Raw genomic sequence first — 18,298 nt, 5'->3', positions numbered from 1 at the left:
CTTCGGCGGCGGTGACGGTGTCGTCGGTGACGGCGACGGACAGCGATCCGGCGCCCGCGGCGAGCGCGGACACGATCGACTTGGCGATGCCGGAGATACGCATGGTCAGGACTCCTTCGGGGTCGTATCGAGGGCGGCGCGGACGAAGCAGTCCTTCGCCTCCAGCAGCTTCCGCAGTCCGGCCGACAGCTCCGGTCCGTCCGGCAGCGCGGCGACGAGCTGCTGCACCAGGTCGCCGCACGGCTTACTCACGGCCTGGAGATGCTCGGGGAGGTGCGCGTAGTCGAAGTAGCGCAGCAGATGGGTGGTGCCGGGGTGCCGCTCGGTCATGGGTCAGGACTCCTTCTGCTCAACGAGCTTGGCGACGAGGGCGGCCAGCGCGTCGACCTTGCTCTCGGTGCGGCGGGCGACGATCTCGATGTTGCGCAGCCCGGTCGCCGGCGCGATGTGCGGGTTGGCGTCGGCGGTGGCGGGGTTGGGGTTCTTGACGATGCCGTCGGTCAGCCAGATCTTGCGGATGTCGTCGGTGGTCAGGTCAGCCACATCAGCCTCCTTGGGTGTGCCGGCCTTGGCGGCGTTGAGGATGGCAGCCATCGGGAAGGCTCCCGGGTCGCCGTGCAGGTTTTCGGGGACGTGCTGGTGGCCGCAGTGCCCGGTGAAGGACTGCCACTTGGTGTTGCTCATGCGGACGCCGTTGCCGGTGCCGTAGGAGCCCGGGTACGCCTTGAAGGTGACCTTCGACGTGAGCGGCACACGGTGCTGTTCGTGCGCCCACTTCGCGAACGCGGCCAGATCCCGGACCGCCCACGCGGGCAGTTCCGGCGTGTACAGGTGCGGGGTGTTGCCCCACTTCTTGTGGGTGGCCGGGTCGCAGGTGCCGACGATCTCCACCTGCACCGCATTCAGGGTGTTCGTCTCGACCCCGCCAGCCTTGTTGACGAGGGCGCGGGCGGAGGTGTCGAAGTCGAAGTGCTGGAACCACTTCAGCTTCTTGGCCGCGAAGTCGGGCACGGCAGTGAAGGTCGGTGCCGAGCTGCCGCCGCCGTAGGCGGGGAGTGAGCGTCCTTCGGTGGTGTGCCAGACGACGACGTTCGACTCCATCGCCGAGCCCGGGTAGGCGTTCTGGTACCAGTACGCGGTCGAGGCGCCCGGGTAGCGCTGGGGGCCCGTCTTGGGCATGGGTGCTCCAGACATGAGGAAGGCCCCGGCCGTCGGCTCGGGGCACACGAGAGGGGTGGGGTCAGGAGGCGGCTTCGTAGACGAAGCTGAGCCGGATCTGCGCGCCGGATGCAAGGGTTTCCGGCCTGGTCGAGGTGATGAAGTCGGTGCGGGTGTTGGTCGCCGAGATCGGGACGAACGGGCTGACGGTGCTGGCGGCCGAGCTGATGACGATGCCGCCGACCCACCGGTCTGTGCCGAGCAGTTGGGAGGCGCCGACTTCGGCGATGCCGCTGCTGACCGCGGCGAACGGCAGACTGAAGGACATGTTCCCGGTGCCGAACGTGGTCGTCGAGCCTGCGATCAGGTTGATGACGACGGTGACCATCCGGCCGACCTTCATATGCCGGCCGGTCAGGGTTCCGTTGCCGATGGCCGGTGCGGTGCCGGTGGTCGTCCACGTCGGACTGTAGGTGGTCCGCGCGGCAAACATGCTGTTGAACTGGTCGCGGATCTCCTGGTTGAGGATCGCCGCCGTCATTACCTCGCCGACGACGTAGGTGCGAGGGGCGAACGTCATGGCGACTCGCTCAGCGGGCCGGGCTCAACAACGGGATCGATCGGCCGGTTGGGGTTGTTGGGGTCGTCGTCGTGCCACCAGTTCCGCATGCCCGGCTTCAGCCCCATCAGGCTGGCTTCGACCGCTGCCACATCGTCGGGGAAGATGAGCGCGCACCAGCCCCACTGGCATTCAGTGCACGCATACCGGGGGTCGGTCGGGGAGACAACGGCCGCCGAGCCGCACGACGTGCAGTCGGCGATCCACCGGTTTTGGTTGATGCGCGCGTAGTAGGTGTCCTCGACGGTGCCCTCGGGCGGGATGACGCGGCGGCCCATGCGGGTCTCGTACCAGCGCCACACCAGCTCGGCCGCGGGCACATCAGCCCACGCGTCGGCAGGCAGGGGTGGCGGCGGCAGGTAGAACGTCTCGGCGCGCACGACAGCGATGGCCACGGGCGTCCCCTTTCCATAGGCGGGTCAGTACGCCAACCGCGTAGTGGAGTCCAAGATCGAATAGGTGGGGTCGTCGAGGACCCACACGGTGTCCGTGGCGGCGCGGCTGGTGTGGAAATCGAGATGGTGCTGCCTCAGGCCGATCCGCTCGGTGTAGCCCTCGATCGTGCTGGTGGCCGTGGACGCGGGCGCCTGGTCGGGCAGGCTGGTCAGGGCGAGCACGGTGGACACGTCCGCGTTCAGCAGGGCGCGGTAGGTGGCCAGCGGCATGCTGTACGCCTCGACGGGCACCTGCCGGATTTCCGACGGCGGATCCGCATACCGGGACACCAGCCAGTTCGCCGCGTCCGATGCCGCGTTGTCGGTGTTCTTGTACAGCTCCAGGTCGCGGGGCTTGGGCCCGTAGGTGTCGATGCTGGCCTGGCTGATGACCCGCTGGGTGGCGCCGCCGACGCGGGACGCGGTGACGTCGTTGACCATCTTCTGGTCGTCGTCGGCGTACTTGACCCCGTCGGTCTCCAGGTCCCCATACGCCAGGGAGATGGCTGGCACCGGGTTGTATCTCAGGTCCCGGGACTGGAACAGCAGCGCCGCCGAGGCGCGGGAGGCGAGCAGCTTGCCCGACTCGGTCCGCTCGACCTCCCGCTGGTGCTCCAGCGCGCTCTTGCCCAGCTCTGCCTGGGATGCCATGGCGTCGAATGTGGTGCCCTGGGTGGTGACGGTCAGTCCGGCGTAGGAAGCGAGACGTGCGAGGCGATCGTCAGCAGTCTCGCCGACGTGCGCTGTGGAGCCGGTGGTGTAGTGCCCGACCAGCTCCGCCGAAGTCGCCGGCCTGAGATACAGCGCTACATGGGCGATCGTGCCGGACCACAGGCGGCTGTTCTGGAACCCGCCGATCTGCAGGATGCGCATGTCGTCCGTCGGCAGGGTGCTGAGCGCGTATTCGACACCGTCGACGAAAACCTTGCCTTCGGCCTCATGGAGCAGGATGTGATGCAGGATTCCGTCGGCCAGGTTCGGCGTCGCCAGGACCACGGCGGTGAGCGGCCCGCCGACGTAGGTCTCACGCTCGAACTGAACTTTGCCCGTCCCGGACTCCAGCGAGATGATGTTGCGTTTTGTGGCGTCGGAGGCCATCCATCCGAGCAGGACCCGGCCGTTGGTGCTGGTCGTAAACCAGGCCTCGATGCGCACACGCCAGGGCCCGTTGGTGGCTTCGACGGTCGGCCCCAGATCGGCCTGCAGGTACTTGCCCGCGGTCGACGAGGAGGGCGTGAACTCGGGAGTCGTAGCAGTGCCCGCCCCGGCCGGACCGGTGCCCGCGCCGAACGTGAGGGTTCCGCCTGCCCCGGCCTGGATCACGGTGAGGGAGCCCACCCCTTGGGTGCCCGCAAGGTCGCCGGCGCTGGCGCTGCCGTCCGGTTCGCTCAGTGGGTAGTAGGCGATGGGCTGGTCGAGCAGGACCTCCTGCACCAGCATCGGCTTCAGCTGCTTGGCAAGGCTGGCCCATGTGAACACGTCGGTGCAGGTGATCGTCGCCGTGGAGTACAGGCCCTTCCACTCGACCGGCCACTGGGTGACCATGCCGAAGTACCGCGGGTGGATCTGCGCCCCGTCCAGCGTGGTGAAGTCGACGGGGGTGGAGCCCTCGGCGACCATGGCGGCGTCCATCCACACCTGCCCGGCCACCGGGGTGACGCCGGAGCCGTGCCGCAGCCGCACCTGGTGACTCGTCGCCGTCGCCGTCCAGGAGATGGTGATGCGCTGCCACCGGTCGACCAGCGTCGACGGGCTCCCGATACTCAGGCCTGCCACCGCCAGCGCCACCGGGGTGCCCCCGGACGGCACCCACACATACGCCGAGTACGTGTACGCCTGCCCGATGACCAGGCCGGTCATGGCGTCGCAGGTGATGGTCTGGTCGGCGACAGTGCCCCAGGTGACCTGCATCGACGAGGCGCCCCGGAAAGCCCGCGTCGTCGAGCGGGCGAACGTGGGCGTGCCCGACGACACCCAGTTCGCCACCGACGTCTCGAAGTCCCCGTTCGCCAGGTGATTCAGCGGCAGCGCAGTCGAGCCCTCCCACAGCTGCACCGCGTCGATCCAGCACTGGGTGCCCGCCGTGGGCAAGCTCGCCACCTCGATCGCGAACCGGTGGCGGGTGTCGGTGGCGGTGAAAGTGAAGGTGATCCGCGACCACCCGTCGAGCACGGACGACGCCGCCCCGAAGCCGATGCCCTCAATACCGCACACCAGGGTCGGCGCACCTCCGGACGGCACCCACACATGCGCGCTCGCCGTGTAGCGGGTACCGATGTCGAGCCCGTACACCTCGGTGTAGACGGACTGCCCGGCCACGCCGCCCCAGGTGACGCGCATCGCCTGGCTGCCCTGCTTCACATGGGTGGCGTCCTGCACGAACGTCGGCGTGGCCGTGTGCTCCCAGTCCGCCAGGCCGGACTCGAAGCTGGGATTGGTGATCAGGTTCTGGTCCGCGGTGACCGCACGGACCCGGATCGGCACGTTCTTCTTCACGTTCGGGAAGTACGGACTCGCTGTGCGCCCTGAGGTGAACCGGCCGTCGGAGTTGTCGAGCGTGATCGAGCACGTCCCGGGCTGCGTCTCCGACAGCTCATCCTGCGCGCCGCGGGTGATGTCGATTCCCCGCACCAGATCGGCGTACTGGGTGACGTCCGTCCACACCGGCGACGCCGAGGACAGGGTGTAGCCGAAGGCGATGTCGACGACCGGACGCGTCATGAGCTTCCCCCCTTTCCCTTCAGGCGATGCCGAGGTCGCCGCCGCCGTGGTTCCGCTTCAGCTCCAGCAGCGCCTGGCGGGCGGCACGCGCGAAGCCGAGCTGGTCGACGACCGCGCCGTCCACATGAATGTTGATCACTGTGGTGCCGCTGCCGCCGGTGACGACCGCCGTCCGGCCGGCTGCCGGGGCGAGGCCCGTGGTCCCTGCCATGCGTCCGGCGACCGCCTGCATCGCCTTGTCCACGTGCGGCAGCCCCTGCATGACGCCGACGGCCACACCACGGGCGGTGTTGATGCCGTCAGGGATCAGCTTCTTCGCGGGCGAGCTGATCCCCAGGGCCTTCTTGATGGACTTCTGCATCCCCTTGGCGATCTTCACCATGGCGTCTTCCAGTGCCTTCTCCTGGGAGAGCAGACCGGTGAGGAACCCCTTGGAGGCGTTCTTCCCGGAGTCGTACATGTAGTCCGCGCCGACCCGGCCGAGGTGCGTCGTCGACTTGTCCAGCTGCGACTGCAGCGAGTTGATCTGCTGGAAGGTCGCCTTGTCCGCGCCCACCAGCGCGGACGCGTAGGCGTAGCCCGCCTCGGGCCCCATGTTCAGGATCTGCCGCAGCAGGCCCTTGTTCAGGCCCCGCTTGGCGAGGATGTCGATGTAGCGGGTGAACATGCGGACCTGCTGCAGCTTCGATGCCAGCCCGGCCTTGATACCGCCCGCCGTGACCTGCTCTTCGTCCATGCCCAGGCTGGACAGGCTCGCGCCCTCACGGGCGTTCTTCGTCAGATCACTGGCGTAGGAGCGGGCTTCGGCGATCTTCGCGGCGGTCTTGTCGCGTTTGGCTGCCGCGTCGAGGAGCTTCTTCGTCTGCCGGTCGACCATCCGAAGGAGCGACGATTCCTTCTTCCCGGAGAACGCCGCCTTGATGTCGTTCGCGAGGTCCCTCGACACCGACCGGATCTTGTCGCGGGAACCCGTCAAGCCCTGGATGAAGCCCTTGCCGACATCCTTCGCCAGCGCCTTCGTCTTCTTGCTGGGGCTGGAGATCTGCAGCTCGTCACGGATACCGGCCGTCACCGCAGCCGCCATCACGCGAGCAGCCGAGCCCACCAAGCCCGCGGCCCCCGTCATGCCGGACGCGAGACCGGCCGCCACCGCAGCACCCGCTCCCGGCATCCCGGTGCTTTTATCGAGCCGGTCGGCGTTGATCGCCTCGACCAGGCTGCGGTGCTTAGCAGTCGACCGCGCGTTAATGACGTACTCACCATTGGACGCCAGGATCGGCACGCTGTCCGACGTGCCCGTACCTGGGCCACGGACCGGGCCGCCACCGGGAAAACCGACGAGACCACCGCTCGCATACCGGCCCGACGGGCCCAGGAAACTGGCGCCGTCAGAGCGCTTGTAGTGGGTGACGACATAGGTGTTGGCGGTCTTGCCGTCCAGGTTGTTCAGCTGCTGCCGAGCCGACGCAACCTTCGCCTCCAGGTCCCTGATCGTCGCCTTGAGACTGGCCTGCTTCGACGGCGGGACCGTCTTCAGCTTCGCCTTGGCGGTATCGATCTGCGAGTTCCAGTTGTTGATGTTCAGTTTCAGCTTGCCCGCGGACAGCCGCGGCACCGTACTGGCAGCGAAGTCACGGGCGCCCTGTTCCGCCGAGTCCAGGGCGCTCAGGTACTCGCCCTTGAAATCGTCGAATGCCTTGTTCGCCGACTTCAGCTTGCCGCCGATACCGGGGATCCAGCCGAAGGCCTTCGCGGCGCCGGAGACCACGCCGTCCAGGGCGGTCAGGACGCCGGCCGACATCAGCCGGAAGACGCGGATGATGTCGGGCACGGACTGGATCGCGACCGACGTCATGTCGATCACGGCCCCGCCGAAGATCCGGGCACCCTCCAGGATCGACCCACGGTTGGTGTTCACCCACTGGTTCAGGCGCTGCAGCGGGCCCACCGCGGAATCGACCTCCGCACCGACCGGGGCGAACGCCCCGACGATCGCGGAGCCCGTGTCGGCCAGGGTCGGGCCGACGATCCGGCCGACGTCCATGATGGTGTCCAGGCCATAGCCGACGTCCCTCAGCACGGGCCGGGCCACACGGGCCGCCCCGGCCAGCACCTCAAGCGCCCCGGCCGCACCCTTGCCGCCGGCCTCGAACGCCTTCCCGAACACAGGGCCGAAGGTGGCCGCGACCTCCCCCGACAGATCACCGAGGGCGGGCAGCACATCATTCACCGCAGAGAACAGGCCGTCGAGCATGTCCGCCGCACCCGAGATACCGGTCTCCAGACCGTCGAACAGACCCGGCAGCCCCTTCGACAGCAGGCCGGAGATGCCGTCCGAGAACGCTTCCAGGGTCGGGCCGCTGGCCGCCCCGAAGTCCAGCAGCGACCGGGTGAACGGGCCGAGCGCGCCCGTCATGTCCTCAACGAATCCGGTACCCAGCTGCAGCGTCGTCTGCAGGTCGTCCTGGAACCCGGAGTCCCGCAGCAGCCGCGCCACACCCTCGGCGGCCTTACCGAACGTGCCGCCCATCTCGGTCATCGACTCGCCGAGAATGTCCACCACCGGCCCGGCGTCCTTCACCGCACGGGTGAAGCCCGGCAGCATCGCCTTCTGGATCTCCTTGCCGAGCCCGCCGAACTCGTTCTTCACGCCGACGACGGCCTTCGTGAAGTCCCGCTGCTCAGGGCCCATCTCCTTCAGGGCCTCTTGGTACTTCTCGGCGTCCTGTCCGGCGAGCGCCACCGCCTCGCCGACGCCGGCGAAGCCCAGCTTCAGCGTGCCCGCGGCGAGTGCGGTCCCGGCCATGACCGGCACCAGCGCGCCGATCGCGGGCAGCAGCGACAGCCCTGCCACACCCGCGACCCCCGCCATGGCGGCGCCCAGCCCGCCGCCCGACGATCCCAGGGACGACGCCGCGCTCCCGCCCGCCCCGGCCAGGTCGCCGAGCCTGCGTGTCACGCCGGGCATGCCGTCGCCCATCATGCGCTGCGCGTCGGCCACGGACACGAAACGCCCACGCAGGTCACGCAGCCTTCCGCTGGCGTCCTGGGTGAAGCCGCGCACGGCCCGGGCGTTGCCGTTCATGTCGTCGCTGAGGCGGCGGTGCAGGCGGGTTGAGGCGTCGCCGGCGTTGTTCAGGACGGGGGAGAGGTTGTCGTCTCCGTCCAGGACGAACCGCAGCCGCTGCGTCATCACTCACCCCCCGGACGTCTGGGCCCTCATGCGTGCCTCGTGGTTGTCGATCCAGGCGGCGAGCAGGTCGAAGCGTTCCTCGGTGAGGGCGTCGACCTCGGCCGGGCTGATGTGCAGGTAGAACGCGAACAGCGGCAGGTAGCTCAGGACCCGGTCGGTGAAGCTGGGCTCGGAGTCTGCGTTTCGGGTGCCGGGTCTTTTGGGCCGGTCACGTCGGCGATGGCGGCCTCGGCATCCTCGACCCGGAAGGCGGCCTCCCGCAGTTCGTCGAACGCCTCGGCGAGTTCGTCCGGCCTGCTGCGGTACTCCTCGAAGAGAGCCTCGGCATACCTGCTGACCTCGCGGGCGTCGAGGCGTACGCGCAGCTCGCCCTCCCACGGGTCGAAGTCGCCGTAGCGCAGGCCGGGCTCGGCCCGCATGCGGATGACCCAGGCGACGGTACGCATGGCGTTGATCTCACCCTCGCGCATCGCCTGCTTGATGTCCGCCCAGCGGCCGGGTGCGGTCCGCTCGACGATCTGGATCTCGGAGGCGCGCAGCTTCCCCGCGTCGAGGTGCTGTTCTTCGCCGCCCTCGGGGGCATAGACGATGATCACGGTTGTGCTCCTATTCGAGGCGGCGGCGGACGTCGTCGAGGACGCGCGCGACCTCCCGCTCCATACGGGGCAGGTGGCGGCGGACGGTCGTGTCCCACCACAGGGGCGGGGCGTACTGGTTGACCCAGCGGCGCCGGTTGCCGAACACCGGGTGCCGGATGCGGCCCTCGTTGATGACCTTGGGCATGTTCTTCAGGTCGGGCGGCAGGCGCCCCTTGTCGACCCATACCGTGGCGCCCGGGTCGCCGCCGGTGCGTACCGAGATACGGATCGCGTCGGCGATCGTCGCCCGCAGCGGGCGGGTGGTCGGCGACGGGCCGCCGCGGTTCCCGGAACCGCGGCCCTGCGAGCGGATGTTCAGGCCGCGCATCGTGGACTGCAGGTCGTCGCGCAAGGGTTCAGCGGCCCGGCGGACACGGCGGTGCATCGAGGCGCGGATGTTCTCGCCACCGGCAGCGCGCAGGCGCCGCGACAACTCCAGCAGGCTGCCGGTGCCCAGGATCCGCACATCACGCGTCACAGCAGGCTCACAGCGTGACGTCAGTCGAGATGTACTCGATCTTCGGCTGGTTCGTGCCGTCGTACAGACCCACGTAGTTGAAGGTGGGCTTGACGACGCCGAACCCGTCGACGACCGGCGGCCCCTCGTCCAGCTTGATCGCGGGCAGGGTGATCCGGAACGTCTCGAAAAATGTCGACGCGATCAGAGGGCCCACGAACTCCCACACGAGCGAGGTCGCGCCGTCCGAGGTGTGCAGGTCGTCCAGCGTCGTCGCGACGTAGTCCGTCTCCAGCGAACCAGTGATCTTGACCTGGTCGTTCTCGATCGGCTCCTTCTTCAGCGCCGACTGGTTCGCGTAGAACCGCTCGACATCCTGCGGACGCTCGATCTTGCACGACACCTTCCGGATGCCGTCATGCGCCGTCTCCGCACCGAACGTCCCCGTCTTCAGCGCCATCTGCCCGAAATGGAACGGGCTCATGTTGCTGTACGAGGCGGCGGCCAGGGTCTGGCCCTCGTCGCAGTCCTTGCCGTCGATCTCGAACGACCCGGTGAGCATCTCGCCCACGCCGCACGAGAACTCACCGCTGGTGACCTTGCAGCCGACGAACGTCTTGTCCGTGACCGTGCCCGAGGTCAGCGGCACACCCTTCTGGATCGTGAGGCTCTTGCCCGCCACACTCGCCAGGGTGTGCGTCTGCAGGTACGCGGCCGTCGCGCCCTGCTGCACCGGAGTCACCGACGTGCCCATCAGGGTCTGGAGGACCAGCCCCATCCCCTTGTTGGCGATCTCAATGTCGAACGACCCCGAGACCTCCTTGCGGGTGAGCACACGCCGCGCCGACAGCGGCAGCAGACGCCCCGCCGCGATCCCCGCAGACTGCGCCGTCGTCTTCTTGAGAGCCAGGCTCTCCTTCGTGAACTCGATGAACTTGCTCGGCGCCACGAAGGTGCCGTAGCTGGACTCGGCACTGATACCGAGCTGGGCACCAAGCCCGGACCCGATCGCCATAGGTCAGCCCTCCTTCTGCGGCGCCGACTTGGCCGCGGTCGTCTTCTTCACCGTCGCCGCCGCCTTCGGCTCCTCTACGGCCTCCCAGTTCGTGGTCTGGCACACGTAGCCCTCGAACCGCTCGTCGGGCACCTCGACCACCTCATCCGGCTGCACGACCCTCTCCGGGCCGAGTTCGGGCACGGTCACCGGCTCCGGCCCGATGAAGCGCACACGCGCCATGGGGAACTCCTCATCAGATCCGGGCGTGGCAAGTCACCGTGAACGCCAGGGCGGCCCGTGCGCCCTGGTCGGTGAAGGGCTGGCGCAGCACGCCGTGCGTCAGGTGCGCCCACAGCACGGCGCCGTTCAGGGTCGGCGCTTCCGGGCTGGAACCCGAGGCACGAACCGCGGCCTCGATCACCCCGAACAGTTCGAACACCCGCGCCCGCACTGCGGACACGTCGTCGCCGCCGGACCAGACATCGATCCAGCCGTTGATGCCGAAGTCTTCGTCCCTGGTGCGCGCGCCAGCAGCGTTGAAGTTCTGGGCGAGTTCGGCGGCCTGGTCGCTTTCCGGCGTCCAGCCCACAGCGATGAAGTCCTCACGGGACACGTCGATGGTCGGGGGGCCGTCGAGGATGAGCACCTCGGTCTGCAGTTCCGGCCGGGCGCGCAGGATGGCAAGCAGCTGGGTGATCGCGCCGGGTACTGCTGAAGTCTCCATCTACGCCATCCCCGGGGGAAGCTGGTCAGGACTGAGCAACTGCAGCGCGCGGTTGGGGATCGCGTAGCCGAGGCCCGGGATGGGCTCGGTGACGTCGAAGTCCTCTCCCCCGCGCTGCGGTCGGCCCGGCCCCTGCCGGGTACGCCACAGGTGCTGAAGGATCAGCTCGGCGGCAGACGAGATGTTCTCCGTGACGATGCGCCGCCCGGCGGTGTAGGTAGCCCGTAGCGGCCCGATCATCAGGCCGCCGTCCTTGCGGCGGACGATGCCGGTCGCGCCGTCCAGGTCGAGGTCCGCCACCGCGTAGGAGGTGCCGCCATCGAGGACCGCAGCCACGCTGGTCAGTGCGAGTGCGGGCATCTGCCGCAGCGCCAGCGCCTCCGCCCACCCCACATGGTGGGTCTCCGTGACTGTACGGACCGCGACCGGGCCGACGAACCACTCAACGCACCGGGTGGTAGCTCCGATCCAGCGGCGCACCTCCTCATCCTGCGAGGTGGTGGTGAGCTTGAGGTGACTCTTGCCGTCGGCCAGCGAGAAGATCCACGCGGGTGCCGCCTCTCGTACGTCGAGCACGTCCACGTAGGCGTACGCGGGCGCGGTAAACACCCAGCGGACGGTGTGTCTGCCGGCCTGCACGGTCGGGTAGTCGACGGTGTACTGGCCGGTCTGCGCCGGCGGGTTGGTCACGGCCGGGGACGTGGTGGTGCCGTCCGGCAGCGTGATGGTGACGGCCGCGGTGATGGCGTTGGTGAGGGTGCCGCCCGGGTCCCGGCACTCTGCGGTCAGGCGCGCGGTGGCGCCGAGATCGAACGGCACAGCTCACCCCCACTCAGCGGGTCTCGATGCCGTCGTTGCGGCCGCCGCCGCGCGACACCTCGGCTGCCTTCTCCGCAGCCGCCTGCTCTCCCCCGGCGGCACGCTCGCGGGCCGCGGCGAGGATCTCGTCGCGCGCGCTCACGATCGACGTCCGCTTCTTCCCTGTGGCCTCCGCGTCCAGCACGCGCACCACCTCCGTCTCATCAGCGGTGGCCAGGTAGGCGAGGACCTGGTCCACCTTGTGCGCGGCAGGGTCGAACGCCTCGGCCAACTCCGGCGCCGGCGAATCTGGAGGGCTGGGCTCGGGCAGCGCAACGGTCACCGTCAGCCGTCCCCACTCCGCCCCGTCGTCCTCCCCGTCCGGCGGAGCAACCTCCTCGAACGCCACCGCGACGACGTCCAGCTCCAGCCCGTCCGAGGTGACCACCCGGGGCGGCACCTCCCGCAACGGCGGCGCACCGTGCCCGGGATCCTGGCCTTCGTCGTCGGCGAGGACGGCGCGGTGCCCGTCAGCCCACGCCGCCGCCTCCGCGTCCGGCAGTGCGACGACGTCACCCGGGGACCACGAGAAGTTGTCCCCGGCAATCGCCTCCAGCACCTTGATCCGCGCCATCAGTTGCGGACCACCGGGGCAACGCGCGGGTTGGACAGGATGATCTGCGCGCCGTACACACCACCGGTCGTCGCGGATGCCACGGTGACCGCGACGCGCAGGTACCGCTTGAGTCCCTTGTAGCCGATCTCGTACACCGTCTCGTCCGTGCTGGAGGTGACGGCGGGCTCGGTGCCCTGCAGGTCGGCCGTGGCGACCGCGGACCAGCTGGAGTTGTCGTCGGACTCCTGCACCTCGAAGGTGTGGGTACCGTCGGTGACGGTACCGACCGGGATGGCCACGAGGGCGTCCTGGAACATCGACGAGTCCTCGGCCCGGTCCACCGTAGTCCCGTTCGCCGACGCCGTACGGGCGGCCGGCGTCAGGGTGTTCTTGACGAGCAGGTTGCTGTACGCGTCCCTCACGACGCGCTCCTTCCTGTGGATGCCGACGGGCCCAGGCGCAAGTTCCTGGGCCCGTGCTGGCGGGGGCTGTCAGCTGGCGGCGTGCTGGTACATCCGGATCGCCGACGAGTCCTGGATCATGCCGTCCAGGCGGGAGAACCCGAGGAAGGCGACCTGCAGGAACTCGGCGTACCGCTCCACCAGGCGCAGCGTCTGCACGGCCTGCACCTGGCGGATGACGTAGCCAGCCTTGAAGTCGCCGAACGCGATCGTCTTCGCGGACGCCGCCGGAGTCGGCATCGAGTTGTCCAGCGAGTACTCGAAACCGTTGATCGTCGCCGGGAAGCCGGGCGCGGGGATCGGCACCCACAGCGGGCGCCCCTGGGTGTCCTTCAGCTTCCGGATCACCTTCAGGGTGTTGTCGTGCATCAGGTACCGGGCGCCTGCCCGGTAGGCGCTGTCGACGCTGTGCTCGACATCGACCAGGTCGTCGTAGATGACCGACGTGGTCTGACCGCTCGCCCCCTGCTTGCCGACCACCGCGCTGGTCGTGAGGCCTTCGGGCTGGTCCACGCCGGTGCCGGTGGTGAACGCACGCGCGGCGCGGCGGCCGATGCGCTCGCCGAGCTTCTTCGGCACCCATGTCTCCAGGCTGAACGCGCTGTCCTGCAGCAGCGCCATCGACAGCTTCACCTGCTTGGAGCTGAAGATGTACGCCTTCAGCGTCCGGCCACCAAGGCTGAGGTCCTGCTCCCCGGCGGGGGTGTTCTCTCCGAGGATCTCGCCCTCGTTGCCGGTGTCGTCGTTGGTCGGCCACTTCAGATCCGCGCCCGTCGACGTGGTGATGACGTCGGCCAGACCGAGCAGGCCACCGAATGCCTTCATCGTCTCGGTCATGATGTTGCGGAACTCGTCGGGCACCGTGAACCCGCCCGCGGTGTCGATGCCCGCGCCCATCGCGCGCAGGTCGACCTGGTGGTCCATCATCAGGTTCCGTTGGTCCGGAGTGAGCCGGTCCATGCCGCCACGCAGGTAGACCCCGAAGGCGTCGGCGTAGCGCCTGGCCTGCTCCTCAGCATCCGAACCCCGCCGGCCCTCGGGCTCGCCGGTGGTCACGGCAATCTGGCTGCGGTCGATCTGCTGCAGCTGCGCCATGCGGTTGAGGCGGTCGATGTCGCCAGACACCTCCGTCAGCCGCTCTTCCGCCTCGTCCCAGTTCTGCCGCTCTTCGGCGGTCAGGTCCCGGTTCTCCGTCTCGGCTGCGGCCTGGATGTCCTGCATCCGCTGCCACAGCGTGTTCTGCTCTTCGATGAGCCGCCTGAGCTGCACGCTCATGCTCGGTTCCTTTCGGGCACGGCGAGGGCCCCGCACCGGTCTGGTGGTGCGGGGCCTTCGGGTGAGTACGCGGTTACGAGCGGGGCATGGCCAGGCCGTAGCGGGCGGCCAGGCCCCTCATGCGGAGTGCGCGCGCTTCGTGGTCGCTCCGAGTGGTCTCTGCCGGCTCGGTGGCGGCCGGGGCCGCGGCGGGCTCCGGTGTGCTGGTCTCGCGAGTGGACTCACCCGGCTCGCTGCCAACTGCCGTCAATTCCTGTGTGCTTGCCTCGTTGTCCCGTCGGGCCTCGGCGGCGTCGCCAGCGGACGGGGCGCCGACGAGCTGCAGCAGGTCGCGCAGCTCCGGCCGGAATCGGGCGCGCTTCTCGATCGCGGTCCGGTCGCCGCGCTGCACAAGTGCTGAGGCGACGCTGGCGAGTTCGGCCTCCGTGTCCTCGTATGCGGGGAAGGTCACCGCGGACACCTCGATCAGCCGAACCTCAAGGATGCGTCGCACCTCAACCTCGACGGTCTGTCCGTCGGAGGTCTCTACCGTCTCGGTCGACCACTGGTCCTTCAGGACGTAGAACCCGAAGGACATCCCAGTGATGTTGCCGTTGCGGACGTTGGCCTTCAGGTCGTTCACGTACGACAGAGCCGAGTCGAGGGCCGAGTCCACCGGCAGCCCCGCGCCGTCCTCGGCCAGGGATAGCGTTCCGGCCGAAACCCGGGATACGACGTAGTAGGAGTCGTGGTCGACCAGGAACCGGGCGTCGCCCTCCTGCAGGGTCTTGGTGAACGCGCCCGGCGCGATCTCCTCATAGAAGCCCCACCGCAGCGGATTGCCGATCGCCGTGCGGCTGTTGAACTTCGCGGCGTAACCACGGAAACGCTCGTCCGCGGTGTCGCCCTCGATGGCCCGGATCACCACGTCCGCCGTCGAGAGAGGCAGGCGGCGGCGCTCCTCTGTCGTCGTCCTCGTCAGGGTCCTCATCAGGTGCCTTCCTCAACCTCGTCAGGTGTCTGCAGCAGCCTCTGCGCCTGAGCCATCAGCGCGGCTGCCCGCGCCCGGTTCGACCCCGCCGCCGCCTGCCCTTCGCCGTCGGGGGCGAGCGGGTTGGAACCGAGGGGAGCCATGTACATGGGCTGCAGGTAGACGTCGCCGCCCTTGCCGTCGCCCAGCGGCGGAAGCTCTTCGAGCGCACGCACGTCGTCCGCGCTGTACGCGCCGACGTCGCGCATCGCCCGGTAGAACGTGGCCCGTGCCGCGCTGTCGCCGCGCAGCAGCCCACCCATCTGATAGTTGGCGTACAGGTCCGGTGGCAGCAACTCCTTCGTGATGCGCTGCTCGGTCGGCGTCAGCCAGGTCGGGTTGAGGTCGAAGGTGACCCAGCCCTGCGCCTGCTGCTCCAGGCCCGTCCCCCAGCTGGTGGACTTCTCGGTGGACATCAGCAGGAACGGCGGCACCCCGAACATGCGGGCGATCTCCGTGACCTGGAACTGCCGGGACTCAAGGAACTGCGCGTCCGTGTTCGGCATCGTCACCGGCTTGAAGGACGCGCCGCTGTCGAGGACCGCCACTTCGTGGCTGTTGTGGACGCCGGCCATCTTGGCCTTCCAGCGCTCCTTCAGCCGCGCGGCCTGGTCCGGGTCCAATCGCTGCTCGGTCTGCAGCACGCCGCCGATCATGTTGCCCGACCCGAACAGGCGGGCCGCGGACTTCTCGGCGGCCTGCGCCAGGCCGATGCCCTGCGTCGCAAGCCGTACAGGCGAGCAGCCGGTGATGCCGTCGTAGCCCAGCCCCGGAATGTGCAGGATCTGGTGCGGCGTCCACACGTGGTGCACGCCCCAGTCGTCCACGACGTCGAACAGCTTGCCCGACGGGTTCGCCTCGCTCGGCTTGTCCCGCTCCACATGGACGCGCTCCGCGGACACCGGCCACAGCTCCCGGACTTGCCCCGCCCCGTCGCGGACCTTCTGGATGTAGGTGTTGCCCCACAGCACCCGGTACAGGTAGGCGAACCGCCACAGCTCCACCGGAGTTAGATCCGGGTGCGGGTTTTTCAGCAGGTCAACGGGCTGCTTCTCCCGGGTGCCGTCCTTGTACGCGGGTAGCGGCAGCGCCGCCGACACCCCCGCGATCAGCGCCACCGCCCGCCACACCGGCGAAGCACGCAGCGCCGTCGTCTCCGACACCGGCACCCCGGCGTCCGACTGCACACCGCCGAGATACTCCAGCAGCGCCTCGGAGGTGAGCGGCTGCGCCGGGCTCTCGATGCCCCTCTTCTCGAACAGCCCGAACAAACTCACCGCTCACCTCCCTCCCCGCCGCGCCGCCCCTCAACGGCACGCTTCTGAGCCATCGCGCGCTCGACGACCACGACGCCCAGGACGCCGGCCAGAATGAACGCTGCGGGCACGTAGATGAGCGCCACGCCCACCAGGAGCATCAGGAGGAACCCGCACTCCAGGGCGAGCAGAACGCCGTCATTCACCACAGGTTCGGCGCCTCCTCCGGCTCTTCCACCTCGACGCCGAGGCCCCATTTCGCCAGCGTCACCGTCACCAGCGGGCTGATGTCCACGGACACGATCCGCCGCGCCCACGCCCACGCATCACCCAGCGGACGCTGCTGCGCGCCCGCCAGCGCCGACGCAAGCGGCGCCTGATCCAGATGGCTGAGGCTCTGCTCCGTCACCGCGTCGTAGAACTGGCCGCACGACGCGGCGACTTCACGCGTCTTCGGCTGCACCACCTCGATGCCGAGGCGTTCCTCAAGGGCCGGGATGAGTGACCCGGCAGGGCCGCCGGCATCGATGACCCAACACCGCGGCTTCCACTTCTCGTGCAGCTCGGCGGCCCGGTCGAGGATCCAGCCCGTACCAGGCCGGTGGTCGACGACCTCGACGTGCGTGCCGCCCCGCCACTCCCCGGCCACGCCGATCGCCGCATGACTGCGCTCAGGCGTCATGTCGATCGCGAACGCCACCGGATCCGACGGAGACGACTCCGCATCCGCCAGCGCCCGCCACGCGTCCTCACCGATGACCTGCCACGTGTCCGCCACATCGGACGGGTAGTCGCCCACGCCGAGCCGCTCACGGGCATACAGGGCATCGCCCATCGTCAGCCTCCGGTGCATGCACTTCTCGACCTGCAGCCGGTAGCCGACGCCCGGGTTCGACTTCAGCAACGAGGCCACGGAGTCGACAGCGTCGTGCTCGGTGCAGCCGCGGGGGCATTCGTCCAGGTGCGGGGTGATGGACCACTCCAGGTAAGCCAGCACCGGATCCGGTGTGCCGCTCTCCAGCGCGGCCAGGGCCCGCCGGCGCAGGCGGCCCAGCTGCTGCGAAGGCGATCCGAGACCTGCGCTGCCCAGGAACCACAACACGCTGTTGTCGACGGCGTCCGTCGTCGGTGCGAGCGCGGCCATGGCGTCGTCGCCGAGGATCATGCACTCGTCGAAGATGACGCAGTCCGCGGTGAACCCACGGCCCGAGCCGCGCGAGCGGGCGACGTAGCGCAGCTCGCGCCCGTCGTAGAGCTCGATGCCCTCGCGGCCTACCGTCTTGTGGTAGTGACGTACCCGTTTGTGCAGGTCAGGGCACCCACGGATGAGACGCTCGATGCGTTTCATCGTGTTCATCGTGGTCTTGAACTCGTGCGCGCTGACCAGGATCCCCTGCTCGCCGCCCACGAACAGGCCCCACAGCACACGGGCTTCGATGACCGCGCCTTTGCCGTTCTGGCGCGGGACGTTGACGCAGACCTCGGAGGCGGACCACTGTCCGTCCGGCTTCTCCCCCATGCCAACGCGCAGGATGTGCTGCTGCCACGGGTCCAGCTTCAGCCCGGCCCGCGCGGCAAGGTCGATGGCCTCCTGCCCGGCGCTCGACACCCACGGCGGTGCCGTCTCGATCGGCGGTGCCTGCCAGCCGTAGACCTGCCCGTCAGCCGGTGGACTGCTCGCGGGCAGCTGCTCGGCGCTTCGCTCGCTGCTCAGCAATGTCATCGACCGCGTCCCCCTTCGACTCGACCGGGGCGAGCTTGCGCAGGTCGGCCATGATCGAGCGGAGTTTGTCGGCGCCAACCGCTCTCGCGGTCAACGCGTCCGTCTCGTCGATCGACCGGGCGAGAGCGCGGGCGACGGCTGCCATTCCGGGCGACGTCTCGTCGGCGTGAAGATCTTCGAGCTCGGTCGCGATCTTGTCGGCAACGCTCATGATCACCT

At 69.0% G+C, this 18,298-nt stretch carries 20 protein-coding genes; all 20 read right to left on the bottom strand.

Annotation, left to right across the window (positions count from 1 at the left end):
• Positions 1 to 105 precede the first annotated feature (105 nt).
• The 20 genes from GFH49_RS05410 to GFH49_RS05315 all read right to left on the bottom strand — a co-directional run bounded on the left by GFH49_RS05410 (position 106) and on the right by GFH49_RS05315 (position 18,290).
• Positions 106 to 330: a hypothetical protein gene (locus GFH49_RS05410; RefSeq protein ID WP_155054596.1), complete on the bottom strand. Its 225-nt coding sequence runs from the start codon at positions 328 to 330 to the stop codon at positions 106 to 108.
• 3 nt (positions 331 to 333) lie between these two features.
• Complete coding sequence (locus GFH49_RS05405; RefSeq protein WP_196217856.1) at positions 334 to 1,179, bottom strand: hypothetical protein; 846 nt, start codon at positions 1,177 to 1,179, stop codon at positions 334 to 336.
• Positions 1,180 to 1,240: 61 nt separating this feature from the next.
• Positions 1,241 to 1,699, bottom strand: a complete 459-nt coding sequence (locus GFH49_RS05400; protein ID WP_230396170.1) for a hypothetical protein — start codon at positions 1,697 to 1,699, stop codon at positions 1,241 to 1,243.
• Between the two features lie 35 nt (positions 1,700 to 1,734).
• The gene (locus GFH49_RS05395; protein WP_155054594.1) at positions 1,735 to 2,172 is read right to left on the bottom strand and encodes a hypothetical protein; all 438 of its coding nucleotides are present in this window, start codon (positions 2,170 to 2,172) and stop codon (positions 1,735 to 1,737) included.
• A 24-nt stretch (positions 2,173 to 2,196) separates the two neighbouring features.
• Positions 2,197 to 4,932, bottom strand: coding sequence for a carbohydrate binding domain-containing protein (locus GFH49_RS05390; protein ID WP_155054593.1), 2,736 nt, complete (start codon positions 4,930 to 4,932; stop codon positions 2,197 to 2,199).
• 19 nt (positions 4,933 to 4,951) lie between these two features.
• Positions 4,952 to 8,125, bottom strand: coding sequence for a hypothetical protein (locus GFH49_RS05385; protein ID WP_155054592.1), 3,174 nt, complete (start codon positions 8,123 to 8,125; stop codon positions 4,952 to 4,954).
• A 143-nt stretch (positions 8,126 to 8,268) separates the two neighbouring features.
• Entirely contained in the window at positions 8,269 to 8,721 is a 453-nt protein-coding gene (locus GFH49_RS05380) for a hypothetical protein (RefSeq protein ID WP_155054591.1), read from the bottom strand.
• 10 nt (positions 8,722 to 8,731) lie between these two features.
• A complete protein-coding gene (locus GFH49_RS05375; RefSeq protein WP_155054590.1) occupies positions 8,732 to 9,241 on the bottom strand; it encodes a hypothetical protein in 510 nt (169 codons plus the stop codon).
• 7 nt (positions 9,242 to 9,248) lie between these two features.
• Positions 9,249 to 10,235 (bottom strand): phage tail tube protein, encoded by a 987-nt coding sequence (locus GFH49_RS05370; RefSeq protein ID WP_155054589.1) that lies wholly within the window; start codon positions 10,233 to 10,235, stop codon positions 9,249 to 9,251.
• Positions 10,236 to 10,238: 3 nt separating this feature from the next.
• Complete coding sequence (locus tag GFH49_RS05365; RefSeq protein ID WP_155054588.1) at positions 10,239 to 10,457, bottom strand: hypothetical protein; 219 nt, start codon at positions 10,455 to 10,457, stop codon at positions 10,239 to 10,241.
• A gap of 13 nt (positions 10,458 to 10,470) precedes the next feature.
• Positions 10,471 to 10,941: a hypothetical protein gene (locus tag GFH49_RS05360; protein ID WP_155054587.1), complete on the bottom strand. Its 471-nt coding sequence runs from the start codon at positions 10,939 to 10,941 to the stop codon at positions 10,471 to 10,473.
• On the bottom strand, positions 10,942 to 11,760 hold the full coding sequence (locus tag GFH49_RS05355) for a hypothetical protein (RefSeq protein ID WP_155054586.1): 819 nt from the start codon (positions 11,758 to 11,760) through the stop codon (positions 10,942 to 10,944).
• A gap of 13 nt (positions 11,761 to 11,773) precedes the next feature.
• The gene (locus GFH49_RS05350) at positions 11,774 to 12,373 is read right to left on the bottom strand and encodes a hypothetical protein (protein WP_155054585.1); all 600 of its coding nucleotides are present in this window, start codon (positions 12,371 to 12,373) and stop codon (positions 11,774 to 11,776) included.
• A complete protein-coding gene (locus GFH49_RS05345) occupies positions 12,373 to 12,777 on the bottom strand; it encodes a hypothetical protein (protein WP_155054584.1) in 405 nt (134 codons plus the stop codon). Before GFH49_RS05345 ends, GFH49_RS05350 begins: the two co-directional genes overlap by 1 nt.
• A gap of 69 nt (positions 12,778 to 12,846) precedes the next feature.
• Complete coding sequence (locus GFH49_RS05340; protein ID WP_155054583.1) at positions 12,847 to 14,091, bottom strand: phage major capsid protein; 1,245 nt, start codon at positions 14,089 to 14,091, stop codon at positions 12,847 to 12,849.
• A gap of 73 nt (positions 14,092 to 14,164) precedes the next feature.
• Positions 14,165 to 15,061 (bottom strand): HK97 family phage prohead protease, encoded by an 897-nt coding sequence (locus tag GFH49_RS05335; protein WP_230396169.1) that lies wholly within the window; start codon positions 15,059 to 15,061, stop codon positions 14,165 to 14,167.
• Positions 15,061 to 16,377, bottom strand: a complete 1,317-nt coding sequence (locus GFH49_RS05330) for a phage portal protein (protein ID WP_155054581.1) — start codon at positions 16,375 to 16,377, stop codon at positions 15,061 to 15,063. The genes GFH49_RS05335 and GFH49_RS05330 overlap by 1 nt, the downstream gene beginning before the upstream one ends.
• A complete protein-coding gene (locus GFH49_RS05325) occupies positions 16,374 to 16,562 on the bottom strand; it encodes a hypothetical protein (RefSeq protein WP_155054580.1) in 189 nt (62 codons plus the stop codon). Before GFH49_RS05325 ends, GFH49_RS05330 begins: the two co-directional genes overlap by 4 nt.
• Positions 16,559 to 18,079 (bottom strand): terminase large subunit domain-containing protein, encoded by a 1,521-nt coding sequence (locus tag GFH49_RS05320; protein WP_155054579.1) that lies wholly within the window; start codon positions 18,077 to 18,079, stop codon positions 16,559 to 16,561. Before GFH49_RS05320 ends, GFH49_RS05325 begins: the two co-directional genes overlap by 4 nt.
• Complete coding sequence (locus tag GFH49_RS05315) at positions 18,018 to 18,290, bottom strand: hypothetical protein (RefSeq protein WP_230396168.1); 273 nt, start codon at positions 18,288 to 18,290, stop codon at positions 18,018 to 18,020. Before GFH49_RS05315 ends, GFH49_RS05320 begins: the two co-directional genes overlap by 62 nt.
• Positions 18,291 to 18,298 lie beyond the last annotated feature (8 nt).

This window comes from Streptomyces blattellae (assembly GCF_009709555.1).
Lineage (GTDB): Bacteria > Actinomycetota > Actinomycetes > Streptomycetales > Streptomycetaceae > Streptomyces > Streptomyces blattellae.
The sequence above is the reverse complement of the archived record's forward strand: the minus strand, read 5'-3'. Positions and strand labels throughout refer to the sequence as shown.

Bases quoted from the DNA above. Each gene is read 5' to 3' on its own strand.
- GFH49_RS05410 (WP_155054596.1), bottom strand. From the start codon at position 330: ATGACCGAGCGGCACCCCGGCACCACCCATCTGCTGCGCTACTTCGAC.
- GFH49_RS05405 (WP_196217856.1), bottom strand. From the start codon at position 1,179: ATGCCCAAGACGGGCCCCCAGCGCTACCCGGGCGCCTCGACCGCGTAC.
- GFH49_RS05400 (WP_230396170.1), bottom strand. From the start codon at position 1,699: ATGACGGCGGCGATCCTCAACCAGGAGATCCGCGACCAGTTCAACAGC.
- GFH49_RS05390 (WP_155054593.1), bottom strand. From the start codon at position 4,932: ATGACGCGTCCGGTCGTCGACATCGCCTTCGGCTACACCCTGTCCTCG.
- GFH49_RS05385 (WP_155054592.1), bottom strand. From the start codon at position 8,125: ATGACGCAGCGGCTGCGGTTCGTCCTGGACGGAGACGACAACCTCTCC.
- GFH49_RS05370 (WP_155054589.1), bottom strand. From the start codon at position 10,235: ATGGCGATCGGGTCCGGGCTTGGTGCCCAGCTCGGTATCAGTGCCGAG.
- GFH49_RS05365 (WP_155054588.1), bottom strand. From the start codon at position 10,457: ATGGCGCGTGTGCGCTTCATCGGGCCGGAGCCGGTGACCGTGCCCGAA.
- GFH49_RS05360 (WP_155054587.1), bottom strand. From the start codon at position 10,941: ATGGAGACTTCAGCAGTACCCGGCGCGATCACCCAGCTGCTTGCCATC.
- GFH49_RS05350 (WP_155054585.1), bottom strand. From the start codon at position 12,373: ATGGCGCGGATCAAGGTGCTGGAGGCGATTGCCGGGGACAACTTCTCG.
- GFH49_RS05340 (WP_155054583.1), bottom strand. From the start codon at position 14,091: ATGAGCGTGCAGCTCAGGCGGCTCATCGAAGAGCAGAACACGCTGTGG.
- GFH49_RS05335 (WP_230396169.1), bottom strand. From the start codon at position 15,061: ATGAGGACCCTGACGAGGACGACGACAGAGGAGCGCCGCCGCCTGCCT.
- GFH49_RS05320 (WP_155054579.1), bottom strand. From the start codon at position 18,079: ATGACATTGCTGAGCAGCGAGCGAAGCGCCGAGCAGCTGCCCGCGAGC.
- GFH49_RS05315 (WP_230396168.1), bottom strand. From the start codon at position 18,290: ATGAGCGTTGCCGACAAGATCGCGACCGAGCTCGAAGATCTTCACGCC.